At 65.1% G+C, this 14,247-nt stretch carries 13 protein-coding genes; 8 read left to right on the top strand and 5 right to left on the bottom strand.

Annotated elements, in window-relative coordinates; translation table 11 throughout:
- The first annotated feature begins 10 nt into the window (after window positions 1-10).
- A complete protein-coding gene (locus ASPHE3_RS13210) occupies window positions 11-1,717 on the top strand; it encodes a dipeptide ABC transporter ATP-binding protein (RefSeq protein ID WP_013601709.1) in 1,707 nt (568 codons plus the stop codon).
- A gap of 66 nt (window positions 1,718-1,783) precedes the next feature.
- On the opposite strand, the gene ASPHE3_RS13205 is transcribed toward ASPHE3_RS13210, so the two are convergent.
- A complete protein-coding gene (locus ASPHE3_RS13205; protein ID WP_013601708.1) occupies window positions 1,784-2,662 on the bottom strand; it encodes an SGNH/GDSL hydrolase family protein in 879 nt (292 codons plus the stop codon).
- A 270-nt stretch (window positions 2,663-2,932) separates the two neighbouring features.
- Here ASPHE3_RS13205 and typA point away from each other — a divergent pair, with 270 nt between their 5' ends.
- Entirely contained in the window at window positions 2,933-4,861 is a 1,929-nt protein-coding gene (gene typA / locus ASPHE3_RS13200) for a translational GTPase TypA (protein WP_013601707.1), read from the top strand.
- A gap of 294 nt (window positions 4,862-5,155) precedes the next feature.
- Here the strand turns inward: typA and ASPHE3_RS13195 are convergent, their stop codons facing one another.
- Window positions 5,156-5,395: a putative acetyltransferase gene (locus ASPHE3_RS13195; protein ID WP_013601706.1), complete on the bottom strand. Its 240-nt coding sequence runs from the start codon at window positions 5,393-5,395 to the stop codon at window positions 5,156-5,158.
- A 136-nt stretch (window positions 5,396-5,531) separates the two neighbouring features.
- On the opposite strand from ASPHE3_RS13195, the gene fdxA reads away from it, so the two are divergent.
- From fdxA to ASPHE3_RS13180, 3 genes are all read left to right on the top strand, one after another.
- Window positions 5,532-5,858, top strand: a complete 327-nt coding sequence (fdxA, locus tag ASPHE3_RS13190; protein ID WP_013601705.1) for a ferredoxin — start codon at window positions 5,532-5,534, stop codon at window positions 5,856-5,858.
- A 13-nt stretch (window positions 5,859-5,871) separates the two neighbouring features.
- The gene (gene dapC / locus ASPHE3_RS13185; RefSeq protein ID WP_013601704.1) at window positions 5,872-7,020 is read left to right on the top strand and encodes a succinyldiaminopimelate transaminase; all 1,149 of its coding nucleotides are present in this window, start codon (window positions 5,872-5,874) and stop codon (window positions 7,018-7,020) included.
- A gap of 245 nt (window positions 7,021-7,265) precedes the next feature.
- Window positions 7,266-8,552: a citrate synthase gene (locus ASPHE3_RS13180; protein ID WP_013601703.1), complete on the top strand. Its 1,287-nt coding sequence runs from the start codon at window positions 7,266-7,268 to the stop codon at window positions 8,550-8,552.
- Between the two features lie 73 nt (window positions 8,553-8,625).
- Here the strand turns inward: ASPHE3_RS13180 and galE are convergent, their stop codons facing one another.
- Window positions 8,626-9,639: a UDP-glucose 4-epimerase GalE gene (gene galE, locus ASPHE3_RS13175; RefSeq protein WP_013601702.1), complete on the bottom strand. Its 1,014-nt coding sequence runs from the start codon at window positions 9,637-9,639 to the stop codon at window positions 8,626-8,628.
- Window positions 9,640-9,768: 129 nt separating this feature from the next.
- Between galE and ASPHE3_RS13170 the strand changes: the two genes are divergently transcribed.
- Together ASPHE3_RS13170 and ASPHE3_RS13165 are read left to right on the top strand one after the other, a co-directional pair.
- Window positions 9,769-10,374 carry a TetR/AcrR family transcriptional regulator gene (locus ASPHE3_RS13170; protein ID WP_013601701.1) on the top strand — a complete coding sequence of 202 codons (606 nt, stop codon included), beginning with the start codon at window positions 9,769-9,771 and terminating at the stop codon, window positions 10,372-10,374.
- A 98-nt stretch (window positions 10,375-10,472) separates the two neighbouring features.
- Window positions 10,473-11,084: a hypothetical protein gene (locus tag ASPHE3_RS13165; RefSeq protein ID WP_013601700.1), complete on the top strand. Its 612-nt coding sequence runs from the start codon at window positions 10,473-10,475 to the stop codon at window positions 11,082-11,084.
- Window positions 11,085-11,128: 44 nt separating this feature from the next.
- Here the strand turns inward: ASPHE3_RS13165 and ASPHE3_RS13160 are convergent, their stop codons facing one another.
- Complete coding sequence (locus ASPHE3_RS13160; protein WP_013601699.1) at window positions 11,129-11,986, bottom strand: hypothetical protein; 858 nt, start codon at window positions 11,984-11,986, stop codon at window positions 11,129-11,131.
- A 7-nt stretch (window positions 11,987-11,993) separates the two neighbouring features.
- Window positions 11,994-13,016 (bottom strand): 2,3,4,5-tetrahydropyridine-2,6-dicarboxylate N-succinyltransferase, encoded by a 1,023-nt coding sequence (gene dapD / locus ASPHE3_RS13155; RefSeq protein ID WP_013601698.1) that lies wholly within the window; start codon window positions 13,014-13,016, stop codon window positions 11,994-11,996.
- Window positions 13,017-13,066: 50 nt separating this feature from the next.
- Here dapD and dapE point away from each other — a divergent pair, with 50 nt between their 5' ends.
- The gene (gene dapE, locus ASPHE3_RS13150) at window positions 13,067-14,203 is read left to right on the top strand and encodes a succinyl-diaminopimelate desuccinylase (protein WP_013601697.1); all 1,137 of its coding nucleotides are present in this window, start codon (window positions 13,067-13,069) and stop codon (window positions 14,201-14,203) included.
- Window positions 14,204-14,247: the final 44 nt, after the last annotated feature.

The raw sequence follows: 14,247 nt of genomic DNA, 5'->3' as shown, positions 1-14,247 counted from the left end.
GGAGGCACAGATGACAACACCCGACGTCACTATCAATGAAGCCGGCACCCCGGCCAACCGGCCGCTGCTGGAAATCCGCGACCTTGCCATTACGTTCAACACCAGCAACGGTGAAGTCAACGCCGTCCGGAACGCGCACCTGACCATCATGCCCGGTGAAACCGTCGCGATCGTGGGAGAGTCAGGCTCGGGCAAATCCACCACGGCCCTGGCCGCCATCGGGTTGCTTCCATCCAACGGCCGCGTTTCGGGCGGGCAGATCCTGCTCGATGGCGAGGACATTTCGCATGCGCCGGAAAAGCGCATGATCGAACTCCGCGGAAACACCATCGGCATGGTGCCCCAGGACCCGATGTCCAACCTCAACCCGGTCTGGAAGATCGGCTACCAGGTCAAGGAAACCCTGCGGGCGAATGGCCGGCCGAGCGGCCCGGATGACATTGCCAAGGTCCTCTCCGAAGCCGGCCTGCCTGACGCACACCGGCGGGCCAAGCAATACCCGCACGAGTTCTCCGGCGGCATGCGTCAGCGCGCCCTGATCGCCATCGGACTGTCCTGCCAGCCGCGGCTGCTGATCGCGGACGAACCCACGTCGGCCCTCGACGTCACGGTGCAGCGGCAGATCCTGGACCACCTCGAAGGCATGACGGCCGAGTTGGGGACCGCTGTCCTGCTCATCACCCACGACCTCGGCCTTGCAGCAGAGCGCGCGGACAAGGTGGTAGTGATGTACCGCGGCCAGGTGGTGGAGTCGGGGCCGTCGCTGGAACTGCTGCAGAACCCGCAGCACCCGTACACTAAGCGGCTCGTGGAGTCTGCGCCGTCGCTCGCCAGCCGAAGGATCCAGGTGGCGAAGGAACAGGGGCTCGAAGCGGCTGACCTGTTGGCTCCTGCCGTGGAGGAGGTGGCAGCGGACAACGTCCTGCAGATCAAGGATCTCCGCAAGGTGTACAAGCTCCGCCAGGGCCTGGGGAAATCATCCGACTTTGCAGCCGTTGACGGAGTGAGCTTCGACGTCAAGAGGGGAACCACGACGGCGATCGTGGGGGAGTCGGGCTCCGGCAAATCCACCGTGGCCAAAATGGTCCTGCAGCTTGAGGTGCCCACCGAGGGCAAGATCCTGTTCGACGGCGTGGACACCTCGATCCTGAAACCCTCGGAGCTTTTCAAGTTCCGGCGGCGGGTGCAGCCGATTTTCCAGGACCCTTACGGCTCGCTCGATCCGATGTACAACATCTTCCGGACCATCGAGGAACCGCTGCGCACCCACAAAGTGGGCAACAAGGTGACCCGGGAGAAAAAGGTCCGGGAGCTGCTGGACCAAGTGGCGCTGCCGCAGTCCACCATGCAGCGGTACCCGAACGAGCTCTCGGGCGGCCAGCGGCAGCGTGTTGCCATTGCCCGCGCCCTGGCGTTGGATCCGGAAGTCATCATCTGTGATGAAGCGGTCTCTGCCCTGGATGTGCTTGTCCAGGCACAGGTGTTGAACCTGCTGGCTGACCTGCAGTCGAACCTGGGCCTGACCTACCTCTTCATTACGCACGACCTTGCGGTGGTGCGGCAGATCGCAGACCATGTCTGCGTCATGGAAAAGGGACGCCTGGTGGAGACCGGCACCACGGACGAGGTGTTCGAAGCGCCGCAACAGGAGTACACCAAGGCGCTGCTGAACGCCATTCCCGGTGCCAAGCTGATGCTTCCGCCGGAAGTGGCGTAAGCCGCCGCTCGACTAAACCGGCTGGAGCCGGGGTCCTTTAAGGCCCCGGCTCCAGCCGTTTGTGTTTCAGTCCTGGCTCAAGCTGGCTGCCTCGGTGCCGGCAGCCAGTACTGGGGACTGGTCCGCCGTCGGCTTTCGCTCGAGTCCCAATTCGCGGAGACGGCCCTCAAGCAGTGTTCCCAACTTTTGGCGGCCGGCAGGGTTCATATGCACGCTGTCTGCCAGGTCCTTGACCAACCCGAACCTGGTGAGCCAATCGCCGACTGACACGAAGGGCAGGTTGTGGGCCTGCGCCACTGAGCCGAGCAGGACGTCCACTTCACTCCGGCGGCCGCCGCCTTGGGACTCCCCGCGGGCGAGGGTTCCGATCATCGCAATGCGCGTGCCCGGGTACCTCTCCCGGAGCTCCGCAATCAGGCGTTCGGCGTTATGCACAATCTGGCTGTCGCTGGCTCCCTTGGCGGCGTCGTTGCCGCCTCCCTGGATGACGATGAGCGCCGGGGTTCCCGACGGGAGCAGCCAGTCGCCCCGAAGGAGGGCCTCAATGTAGTTGCCCGTGGAACCGTTGGAGGAGACAAAACCGGTGCCGCCCCGGCCGCAGAAGTACACCTTGTATCCGGCTGCCGCCAGACCCAGGCGGGGCCAGCCATCGGCAGGCTCAGACTGTGAATCGCCGATCAGGAGGACGGTTTTGCCAATGTCGGGGACCGCAGCTTCGAGCCGGCCATTAACCGGATTGAGCACACGCGGGCCAGTGGCGAGCGTATCCGTTTGTCCTCCGGCAGTTCCCGCCTGGGCTGGGCGCCCCGCCGCGGGGGAGCCGAGGGCCGATTGTGCCGGGAGGCTGCAACCCGAGAGGGCAGCGGCACCGGACATTGCCAGAACCACGGCGACTGCGCCCGCGGCGTAACGGGTGCGGGCCAAGGCGGCAATGGGTTGTGGCATGGGGTGTCTTTCGGCAAGCGCGGACTATCAGAGCAATCATGTGGCATGCCCGAGTGAATGGCCAGTGATATTGCCCACATTTCTTGGCTGTGCCGCAGCGGATGCGCGGGCTTTGGAGTGCGCCGGCAGCAGAAAATTTAGGCCAATAAATGGCACTGCGGCTAGACTTGGGGAAGGTGCCCTGTGCTAAGGGCCTGATCCGTCGTGCGTTCCAGTTGGAAATGTCGCGATACAACAGCTGACTTTCACCACTGAATCGAGCCATTACGCATGTCTGAAACCACCACCAACACCGCGGTAGCCACTGCATCGCGCAGTGACCTGCGCAACGTCGCGATTGTGGCCCACGTTGACCACGGCAAGACCACCTTGGTCGACGCCATGCTCAAGCAGACCAACTCCTTTGCCGAGCACAACCACCTCGAGGACCGCGTGATGGACTCCGGTGACCTGGAGCGCGAAAAGGGCATCACCATCCTGGCCAAGAACACCACCGTGGCCTACAACGGTCCGTCCTCCAACGGCGAGACCATCACCATCAACGTGATCGACACCCCCGGCCACGCCGACTTCGGCGGCGAGGTGGAGCGCGGCCTGTCCATGGTTGACGGCGTTGTGCTGCTCGTTGATGCTTCTGAGGGCCCGCTGCCGCAGACCCGCTTTGTGCTGCGCAAGGCCCTTGCCGCGCACCTTCCCGTGATCCTGCTGGTCAACAAGACCGACCGTCCCGACGCCCGCATCGACGAAGTGGTCCACGAGTCCATGGACCTGCTCCTGGGCCTGGCCTCCGACCTTGCCGACGAGGTTCCGGACCTGGACCTGGACAAGGTTCTTGAGGTTCCGGTTGTCTACGCTGCCGCCAAGGTTGGCCGCGCGTCGCTCGAGCAGCCCGCCAACGGTGCCGCCCCGGACAACGAGGACCTTGAGCCGCTGTTCAAGACCATCATCGAGCACATCCCGGCTCCCACCTACAATCCCGAAGGTGTCCTGCAGGCGCACGTCACCAACCTGGACGCCTCCCCGTTCCTGGGCCGCCTGGCGCTCCTGCGCATCTACAACGGCACCCTGCGCAAGGGCCAGACGGTTGCCTGGGCCCGCGCCAACGGTGAGCTCAAAAACGTCAAGATCACCGAGCTCCTGGCCACCAAGGCGCTGGACCGCGTTCCGGCAGAATCCGCCGGACCGGGCGAGATTGTCGCCGTTGCCGGCATCGAGGAAATCACCATCGGTGAGACCCTGACCGACGCAGAGAACCCGCAGCCGCTGCCGCTGATCACCGTGGACGATCCCGCGATCTCCATGACCATCGGTATCAACACCTCGCCGCTGGCCGGCAAGGTCAAGGGCGCCAAGGTTACCGCCCGCCAGGTGAAGGACCGCCTGGACAAGGAACTGATTGGTAACGTCTCCATCAAGGTTCTGCCCACCGAGCGTCCCGACGCCTGGGAAGTCCAGGGCCGTGGCGAGCTGGCCCTGGCCATCCTGGTGGAGCAGATGCGCCGCGAAGGCTTCGAACTGACCGTGGGCAAGCCGCAGGTGGTCACCAAGACCATCGACGGCAAGGTCCACGAGCCGATGGAGCACATGACCATCGACGTGCCGGAAGAGTACCTCGGTGCCGTCACTCAGCTGATGGCGGCGCGCAAGGGCCGCATGACCAACATGGCCAACCACGGCACCGGCTGGTGCCGCATGGAGTTCATCGTTCCGGCCCGTGGCCTGATCGGTTTCCGCACCAAGTTCCTCACGGACACCCGTGGCGCCGGCATCGCAGCCTCCATTTCCGAGGGCTACGAGCCGTGGGCCGGCCCCATCGAATACCGTACCAACGGCTCGATGATCGCCGACCGCGCCGGCGTTGTGACGCCGTTCGCCATGATCAACCTGCAGGAACGCGGTTCCTTCTTCGTCAAGCCCACGTCCGAGGTCTACGAGGGCATGATCGTGGGCGAGAACTCCCGCGCCGACGACATGGACGTCAACATCACCAAGGAAAAGAAGCTCACCAACATGCGTGCCGCTTCCTCTGACACCTTCGAGAACCTGACGCCGCCGCGCGACCTCACCCTCGAAGAGTCCCTCGAATTCGCCCGCGAGGACGAGTGCGTGGAGGTTACCCCGGAAGCCATCCGCATCCGCAAGGTCATCCTGGACACCAACGAGCGCGCCAAGGCCAACCGCGCCCGCGCCAAGGTCTAACTACCTAAGCGTCAACTGAAACTGCCGGTACGGCGGCGCGGAACTCCCGCCGTCGTACCGGCTTTTTCTGTATCCCAGCACATCCACCCCCGCAGTCAGTTCGCCGGGACGCCCCCTGCGCACCGACCCCCGCTATCACTGCGCCGAAACGTTCCCACCTAGCCGTCCCGGCTGCTGTGCGAAAGCTTGCGCAGCCCGACGTCGACCCGTTGCTCGTCCACGCCGGCCGCCACCACGCGGTACAGGTCTGCGTCACGGCCGCCTTGGCAGCGGGCCTGTGGGTAGTCCGGTGCCTCAGGCGCGCGGCCGGCGCCGTTCCGGAGCGGGCGGGACTTCCTTGGCCGCCACCACCTGCGTAAGGGGAATCACGACGTCGGCCTGCCGGGTGCGGATGGTGCAGGCGCCTGCGTCGCAACTCACCAAGTGTCCCAGGGCATCGGTCAGTCCGTCCTCGATCCGGTACCTGACAACAACCCGGGTCCCGGGCGCTGCGGCGGAGAGAAACCCGGCAGGGGCAGGTGTAGGCTGACTCACCAGTTCATACTAGGGCGCCCGGCTAGGTTCGCGGGAACAGGCTGGGAGATAATAGGCTCAGATGTCAAGAGTCCGGCCGCAGTTGCCGGATGCAAGAACCGGCGGTCGCCGGAACCAACGTGGAGAGGCCAGGGACGTGACGTACGTAATCGCGCAGCCGTGTGTAGATGTCAAGGACAAGGCATGTATTGAAGAGTGCCCCGTCGACTGCATCTACGAGGGTGAGCGTTCGCTGTACATCCATCCGGACGAGTGCGTGGACTGCGGTGCCTGTGAACCGGTGTGCCCGGTCGAAGCCATCTACTACGAGGACGACACCCCGGAAGAGTGGGCCGACTACTACAAGGCCAACGTGGAGTTCTTCGACGACCTCGGTTCACCGGGCGGCGCGGCGAAGATCGGCAACACCGGCAAGGACCACCCGATGATCGCAGCACTGCCCCCGCAGAACCAAGACCACTGACCCGGGCCATACTGTGACCGCTGCAGCAAAAACCTTTGGCCTGGCCCTGCCCGATTACCCGTGGGAAGCCATGGCGCCGTACCTTGCCAAGGCCTCGGAGCATGCGGGCGGAGCGGTCAATCTTTCGATCGGCACCCCCGTTGATCCCACGCCTGCCCTGATCCAGGATGCGCTGAAGGCAGCTGCGGACGCCCCGGGTTACCCCACCGTCCATGGCACCCCGGCGCTCCGGGACGCCATCGCAGGATGGTTTGAACGTCGCCGCGGAGTTGCCGGCCTCGATCCCCGCAACGTCATGCCCACGGTGGGATCCAAGGAACTCGTGGCGTGGCTGCCGCTCCTGCTGGGGCTTAGGCCCGGAGACGTCGTCGTACGTCCCAAGGTGGCCTACCCCACGTACGATATCGGCGCCACCCTCGCCGGCGTCACCTCCGTAGCCACAGACAATCTCGACGAACTCGACGACGCCACGCGGGAACGCGTCCGGCTCATCTGGGTGAACTCCCCGGGAAACCCGACCGGAAGCGTCCGCGACGCCGAATCGCTCCGTGCCCTGGTTGTCCAGGCGCGGGAACTGGGTGCCGTGGTGGCCTCGGACGAGTGCTACGCGGAGCTTGGCTGGGGCGCCTGGGACGTCCAGCGCGGCGGCCAGGCAGTCCCCAGCATCCTGGATCCCAAGGTTGCCGGCGGGTCCCACCAGGGTTTGCTCGCCGTCTACTCGCTGAGCAAGCAGTCCAACCTGGCAGGCTACCGGGCAGCGTTCGTGGCGGGGGACCCGGACCTGATGCCCAACCTGGTCAACAGCCGCAAGCATGCCGGCATGATCGTGCCGTATCCCGTGCAGGAGGCCATGCGGGTGGCCTTGGGCGATGACGTCCACGTGGAAGCCCAGAAGGACCTCTACCGGAGTCGTCGGGACCGACTGGTCCCCGCACTGCTGGACTTCGGGCTGGAGATCAAGGATTCCGACGCCGGACTGTACCTGTGGTCCACCGCGGGGGAGGACACCTGGGACACAGTGGCCCGGCTGGCAGAGCGCGGCATCGTGGTGGGCCCCGGCGTCTTCTACGGTGAGGCCGGCAACGGCTACATCCGCGTGGCCTTGACGGGTACGGACGAGCGCATTGACGCGGCGGTGGCCCGGATGGCCGCGGCGCGGTAACAAACACAGCCCTGTAACAATGGTGTGACTCGCGCCACAAGTGCCCTATTTTAGGGGCTCCGGCAGCGTCTTGGATTAGTGACACCCGCCAAGGAGCGGGTACTTTTTAAGTGACTATCAATGGTGGCCCTCTACAAGAAGGCAGCCCGGGTGTTGGAACCTGTGTTCTCAGGGTCAGTGCGCGGCTCACCTGATGTTGGATCAAGCTTTCGACAGAGGCCCAGAAGCCTCATGAAGGGGACTCCATGACTGAGACCAACAACGCAGCGACCCTGCTCCACGCGGGAGGCGAGCTGAAGCTCCCGCGCATCCAGGTTATTGAAGGGAACGAAGGCTACGACGTTTCCAAGCTGCTGAAGCAGACGGGCGCAGTCACCTTTGACCCCGGCTTCATGAACACCGCAGCCACCACCTCGGCTATCACCTACATCGATGGCGATGCGGGCATCCTGCGGTACCGCGGATACCCCATCGAGCAGCTGGCGCAGCACTCCAGCTTCCTCGAGGTGTCCTACCTGCTGATCTACGGCAACCTGCCCACGCCCACGGAACTGGACGAGTTCGACCAGAAGATCCGGCGCCACACCCTGCTCCATGAGGAGCTCAAGGGCTTCTTCGGCGGCTTCCCACGCGACGCGCACCCCATGCCTGTCCTGTCCTCAGCCGTTTCCGCGCTGTCCACCTTCTACCAGGACTCGCTTGACCCGTTCAACGCAGAACAGGTGGAAGTCTCCACTATCCGCCTCATGGCCAAGCTCCCGGTCATTGCGGCGTACGCGCACAAGAAGTCCATCGGCCAGCCCATGCTGTACCCGGACAACTCCCACAACCTCGTGGAGAACTTCCTGCGCCTCAGCTTCGGGCTTCCGGCAGAGCAGTACGAAGTGGACCCGGTCGTCGCGAAGGCGCTGGACCTGCTGCTGATCCTGCACGCGGACCACGAGCAGAACTGCTCCACCTCCACCGTCCGCCTGGTGGGCTCCTCCAACGCGAACCTCTTCGCCTCCGTGTCCGCAGGCATCAACGCCCTCTTCGGCCCCGCCCACGGCGGCGCCAACGAGGCTGTGCTCAAGATGCTCCGCCAGATCCAGGCTGACGGCACCAAGCCCGAGGACTACATGGAGAAGGTCAAGAACAAGGAAGACGGCGTCCGCCTCATGGGCTTTGGACACCGCGTCTACAAGAACTACGATCCGCGCGCCAAGATCGTCAAGGCCACGGCGCACGAGATCCTCAGCAAGCTCGGCGGCCACGACGAACTGCTGGACATCGCCCTGCGCCTGGAAGAGAAGGCGCTTAACGATGACTACTTCATCCAGCGCAAGCTCTACCCGAACGTGGACTTCTACACCGGCCTGATCTACAAGGCCATGGGCTTCCCCGAGAAGATGTTCACGGTGCTCTTCGCCATCGGCCGCCTGCCCGGCTGGATCGCCCAGTGGCGCGAGATGATCAGCGACCCGAACACCAAGATCGGCCGTCCCCGCCAGCTGTACATCGGCGAGCCGGAGCGGGACTACCCCGTCCGCTGACCAGCATTTAGAAGTACGACGCCGGCCGCCCACCTTCCAAAGGTGGGCGGCCGGCGTCGTTAATCACCAGTCTCTAGGAGCTGTAGCCCTGGGGGTTGTTCTTCTGCCAGCGCCAGTGGTCCTCGCACATTTCGTCCACGGTTTTGGTGGTGGACCAGCTGAGGTCGGCGAGGGCTGAGGTGGCGTCGGCCCAGAAGGCGGGGAGGTCGCCGGCGCGGCGGCCGGTGATTTCGTAGGGGATGGGCTTGCCCACGGCTTTTTCGAAGGAGCGGAGGACTTCCAGGACGGAGGAGCCTTTGCCGGAGCCGAGGTTCCAGCGGAAGACGCCGGTGCGGTCCGCCACGTGGTTCAGTGCGGCCACGTGGCCTTCGGCGAGGTCGACGACGTGGATGTAGTCGCGCAGGCAGGTGCCGTCGGGGGTGTCGTAGTCGCCGCCGAAGACCATGAGTTTCTCGCGCCGGCCCACGGCGACCTGGGCGATGAAGGGGACCAGGTTGTTGGGGATGCCCTGGGGGTCTTCGCCGATCCGGCCGGAGGGGTGGGCACCGACGGGGTTGAAGTAGCGCAGTAGGGCGATGTGCCAGCGGGGGTCGGCGTTACCGAGGTCGGAGAGGATGTCCTCGATTTGTTCCTTGGTGCGGCCGTAGGGGTTGTTGGCGCCGATTTCCATTTTTTCGACGTAGGGGATGGGGTTGTGCTCGCCGTAGACGGTGGCTGAGGAGCTGAAGACGATGGACCGGACGTTGTGGCGGTCCATCACCCGGATGAGGTTCAGGGTCCCCACCAGGTTGTTGTAGTAGTACTTCAGCGGCTCGCGGACGGATTCGCCGACTGCCTTCAGGCCGGCGAAGTGGATGACCGCGTCAATGGGGCTGTCGGCGAAGACATGCTCGACGGCGGCCTCGTCCACGAGGTCGACGTTGTGGAACTGTGCGGTCTTGCCGCTGAGTTCGGCAACCCGCCGGAGGGACTCCTCACTGGAGTTGACCAGGTTGTCGATCACCACCACGTCATGGCCGGCTTCCTGCAGGGACAAAACAGTGTGGGAACCGATGTAGCCGGTGCCCCCGGTGACCAGAATTTTCATGCCTCAACGCTATCCCACGAACGCCTGCTGCCGCCCCCGCGTCCCGGATGCCGGGCAGCAAAAGCGGCGGCCACCGGGGTGTCCGGCACGGCACCCGGGTAGGGAAGCACATTCGTGCTAAATAGGAGGGTGCCCAAAATCGTAGATGCCGAAGCCCGGCGCCAGGACGTAGTGGATGCGGTCCTCCGGATCATCGCGGTTGACGGGTTGGAAAGGGCCTCCCTCAGGGAGGTAGCAGATGAGGCTGGCCTCGCCGTCGGCTCTGTCCGGCACTACTTTGCAGGCAGCGAGGAGTTGCTCGCCTACTCTTTCTCCTCGGTCATCAACCGGATCGTCGCCCGCCTTGAGGCCACCCTGCCGGAAGTCGAGGCCGCTGCCCCGGGCACGGCGGATCACCGGTCCGCCGTGTTAACCCTGCTGTGCGGGATACTGCCTTTGGACGAGACGCGCGCCATGGAAGCCTGCGCCTGGATGGCTTTCAAGAATGCAGCAAGGGTCCGGCCCTTCCTGGCCGCGGAATCAGACCGCAGCCACCGCGAGGTGGCTGTCATTGTTGGCAGGGTGGTCAGCGCGCTCTTGCCGGAGGACGAACCACGGGAGGCCCTGGTGGTGGAGGCCGAGCGGCTCCTGGCCACACTGGACGGGCTGTGCATGCATGCGCTTCTGCAGCCGGCCTGGATGACTCCGGAGATGTGTACTGATGTTCTGGAGCGCCACCTCGACGGTATGGGATGACTGCCGTTAACGTGGGAAACGTGGGGGAATAGACTGATAGCCGGGGCTCAGGCTGATCGCAGGGGCCGCGGTAAGAGCACGCCACGGAAGGACGTCGGATGCATCAGACAAGCGGTACCAGGTGGCAAATCACTACGGACACCTCGGGGCCCATGATGATAGCCCTGTACGTCCGCGATACTGCAGGGCTTGACGGCGCCGGCCACCCCGCATTGTCACATGCAGCCCCAAAAGTGCGCCGCGTGGACCACTCGCACCTGACGGCCGACGTCGGGGGCCTCAGCGCCCTTAAGACGGAGTGGGAAGCGTGGTGGGAACAGCTGCTCAAGGCCTATCCCCAGACGTCGCCCGAGCTGTCCCCGCCGGACTTCGGGGCTTTTGGCAACTCTCCAGCCCTGCAGCGGGTACTGCAGGCACACTTCGGCAGCGCCCTCACATGGGCCCGGGAGCGCAGGAGCGAATACGCCGAACTGGAAGCGGAGCGGGCCGCGACCGGGGCAGACCAGTTGCTGGAGGACATGGTGGATGACCGGCTGATGGAAGTGGGCCGGGACTCACGGGACTTCAGGTTGACCATCATTGAGCTTCCGCTGAACGAACCTCGGGCGTGGTACCTGGAGCCGGACAAGATCATCATGAGCAACCAGCTGATGGGCGAACCCGAGCTTTTCCGCAGCTACGTGCAGCCGGTAGTGGAAATCCTGGTATAGCGGCAAAGGTCCTGGCCGGACGGCACGGCCGGGAGCTGGCAGCCTCAGCTGCCGGTCCCGCCCCCGGCCACGGTAATCCGCACTTGGCCCTCCGGGGCGGATGACTCCTGCCAGCCGTTCCGTAAGGCCCGGGTCCAGCTCCTGCCCGCGACCTCAACCTGCATGACTTCGAAGCCCTTCGCGTTGGCCACCGCCCACTGCGCCACGGACCAGCCCTCGCTGCCAGCCGCGTCGACCACCAGGGTAGACCCCTCCACGGCGTGGCCCAGCGGCCCGTAAGCCTGGGCAAGCTCGGCAGACAATGCATCGGTGGTCCCGCCGGTGCCCGCGGAGCGAAGGGTGCACTGGACCGCCTCGGGTGTCTGGCCGGACAGGCCTGAGGCAAAGGTCCTGCCCATTTCCTCGTGCTGTGCGTACGCCGTGGGGTAGGCCGAGCGCTGCACCCGCTGGGCCGCATCGGTAATGTCCAGGGACTCATAGTCCGGGATCTTCACCAGGGCGTCATAAAAGGCATTCGCAGCGTAGTACGGGTCCATGATCTGTGCCTCGGTTCCCCACCCCTGCGAGGGGCGCTGCTGGAACAATCCCCGGGAATCCGGGCCGGCCTGGTCCCCGTGGTCAATGTTCCGCAACTTGGACTCCTGCATGGCAGTGGCCAGCGCGATGCTGGCGGCCCGCGGCGGGAGCCCGCGCTGAACTGCCACTGCAGTGATCAGCGAGGCGTAGACGGCCTGGTCCGGGGCCAGCTCAGCGGTCCGGTCATCAATAACGGCCCTGCAGCGTTCCGAAACAAGGGTTTCAGAACGCTGCAGGAAGAACACGGCTGAGTAGGTCCCGCCGGCCACCAGTGCGAGCGTGAGCACCAGTACAGCGAGGCGGCGCAGGCCGCGTCTCCGTGCCATGAAAGGGCTAGTTGGCGTGCAGGGCGTCGTTCAGTTCCACGGTCTGCCCTGCGCGCGGGAGTACCTCCACGGCCCCCGTAGTGGAGTTGCGGCGGAACAGCAGGTTGGGCACGCCGGAGAGCTCAGCGGCCTTGACGATCTTGACGGTGTCCTCGCCCACCTCGTCCTTGGGTCCGGGGACACGGACGCGTGTTCCCGCGGTGACGTACAGGCCGGCCTCCACCACGGAGTCGTCGCCGATGCTGATGCCAACACCCGAGTTGGCGCCCAGCAGTACCCGCTCACCGATGGTGATCTTTTCCTTGCCGCCGCCGGAAAGCGTGCCCATGATGGAGGCGCCGCCGCCTACGTCGCTGCCGTTCCCGGTGACTACGCCGGCCGAAATGCGGCCCTCCACCATGGAGGTGCCAAGCGTGCCCGCGTTGAAGTTCACGAATCCTTCGTGCATCACGGTGGTGCCCTCGGCAAGGTGGGCACCCAGGCGCACGCGGTCGGCGTCGGCGATCCTCACGCCGGTGGGCACAACGTAGTCCACCATGCGCGGGAACTTGTCGATGCCGTAGACGGTCACGGCGCCGCGGCGGCGCAGCCGGGCGCGGGTGAGCTCGAAGCCCTCCACGGCGGCGGGGCCGAAGTTGGTCCAGACGACGTTGGGCAGCTTCCCGAAGATGCCGTCCAGATTGATGGTGTTGGGCTTGGCGAGGCGGTGCGAGAGGAGGTGCAGTCGCAGGTAGGCGTCCGCCGTGTCGGCCGGGGCTTCATCGAGGTTGATCTGGACAAAGACCACCTTCTGCTCGATGCCGCGGTCCTCATCCGCGCCGTTTTCGGCGATCCGGGTCAGCGACTCATCAGCATCCTCGACCGAGCGCAGGTTCGCGGCAGCAACACCGAGGGCCGGAGCGGGAAACCAGACATCCAGGACTGTGGCATCACCGGTGGAAACGGTGCCCACACCGAAGCCGTAGGCGGAGCGTTCGTCAGTGGTTGCGTTGGAGGTTTCGGGCACGGCGGAAGAAGCAGTCTCAGTCATGGCCCCAGTCTATCGACGGGCAGCCACAGGGTCCGAACTAGACTGGCTTCGTGACTGCTGAAACCGCCCCGGAACCTTCAACACAGATACTCGACCTCCGCCAGGACGTGGCGCTCCTTACCGCTGCCATCATGGACATCAACAGTGTGTCCGGAAATGAAACGGAACTTGCGGACGCCGTGGAGGCGGCGTTGCTGGCCATTCCACAGCTGAACGTGGTCCGGGATGGCGATTCGATCATCGCGCGCACTGAGCTTGGCCGTCCTGAGCGGGTCATCCTCGCCGGGCACCTGGATACGGTGCCCCTGCCGCTGGCCGAGGAGGCCAAGGGGACCGTTCCCTCTTCCTGGGAGTCCGGTGTTCCCGGACAGGGAATCCTCTACGGCCGGGGGGCCACCGACATGAAGGGCGGGGTGGCCGTGCAGCTGGCACTTGCCGCCGCAATGTTCGACGGCGGGGCCTCGCCCAAGCGGGACGTCACCTTTGTCTTTTACGACCACGAGGAAGTGGAAGCCGTGAAGAGCGGCCTGGGGCGCCTGGTCCGGAATCATGGCCACCTGCTTGACGGCGATTTCGCGATCCTCCTGGAACCCACCGACGGTACAGTCGAGGGCGGCTGCAACGGTACAAGCAGGTTTGAGGTCACCACAGTGGGGGAGGCTGCCCACTCCGCCCGCGCGTGGATGGGCAGCAACGCCATCCATGCTGCTGCCCCGGTCCTCGCGAGACTTGCAGCCTACGAGCCGCTGACCATCAACGTGGACGGGCTAGATTACCGCGAGAGCCTCAACGCCGTGCGGATCAATGGCGGCACCGCAGGAAACGTCATCCCGGACCGGTGCGTGGTGGAGATCAACTACCGCTTTGCCCCCGACAAGACGCCGGACCAGGCCGAAGCAGTGGTGCGGGAACTCCTGGAAGGCTTTGACGTGGTCCGCACCGACGCTGCCGCGGGTGCCCGGCCCGGGCTTCACCACCCCGCCGCCGCTTCCTTCATTGCCGCGGTGGGGGCCGAGCCGAAGCCAAAATACGGCTGGACCGACGTCGCGCGTTTCAGTGAGCTGGGGATTCCGGCCGTGAACTTCGGGCCGGGTGACGCCCTGTTGGCGCACAAGGACAACGAGCATGTCCATGCCGACGCGATCCGCAAATGCCTGCGGGCGCTCAAGGAGTGGCTGGCCGCCTGAACTTAAGGCAGCCCGATGTTAAAGAGGATGGCCCGGACCAGCAG

Origin of the sequence: Pseudarthrobacter phenanthrenivorans Sphe3, assembly GCF_000189535.1 — a bacterium.
Classification (GTDB): domain Bacteria; phylum Actinomycetota; class Actinomycetes; order Actinomycetales; family Micrococcaceae; genus Arthrobacter; species Arthrobacter phenanthrenivorans.
This window is presented reverse-complemented; position numbering and strand designations above follow the sequence as displayed.

Excerpts from the sequence above, each read along its gene's own strand:
- typA (WP_013601707.1), top strand. The coding sequence starts at position 2,933 with ATGTCTGAAACCACCACCAACACCGCGGTAGCCACTGCATCGCGCAGT.
- ASPHE3_RS13180 (WP_013601703.1), top strand. The coding sequence starts at position 7,266 with ATGACTGAGACCAACAACGCAGCGACCCTGCTCCACGCGGGAGGCGAG.
- dapD (WP_013601698.1), bottom strand. The coding sequence starts at position 13,016 with ATGACTGAGACTGCTTCTTCCGCCGTGCCCGAAACCTCCAACGCAACC.
- ASPHE3_RS13160 (WP_013601699.1), bottom strand. The coding sequence starts at position 11,986 with ATGGCACGGAGACGCGGCCTGCGCCGCCTCGCTGTACTGGTGCTCACG.
- galE (WP_013601702.1), bottom strand. The coding sequence starts at position 9,639 with ATGAAAATTCTGGTCACCGGGGGCACCGGCTACATCGGTTCCCACACT.
- ASPHE3_RS13165 (WP_013601700.1), top strand. The coding sequence starts at position 10,473 with ATGCATCAGACAAGCGGTACCAGGTGGCAAATCACTACGGACACCTCG.
- ASPHE3_RS13210 (WP_013601709.1), top strand. The coding sequence starts at position 11 with ATGACAACACCCGACGTCACTATCAATGAAGCCGGCACCCCGGCCAAC.
- ASPHE3_RS13205 (WP_013601708.1), bottom strand. The coding sequence starts at position 2,662 with ATGCCACAACCCATTGCCGCCTTGGCCCGCACCCGTTACGCCGCGGGC.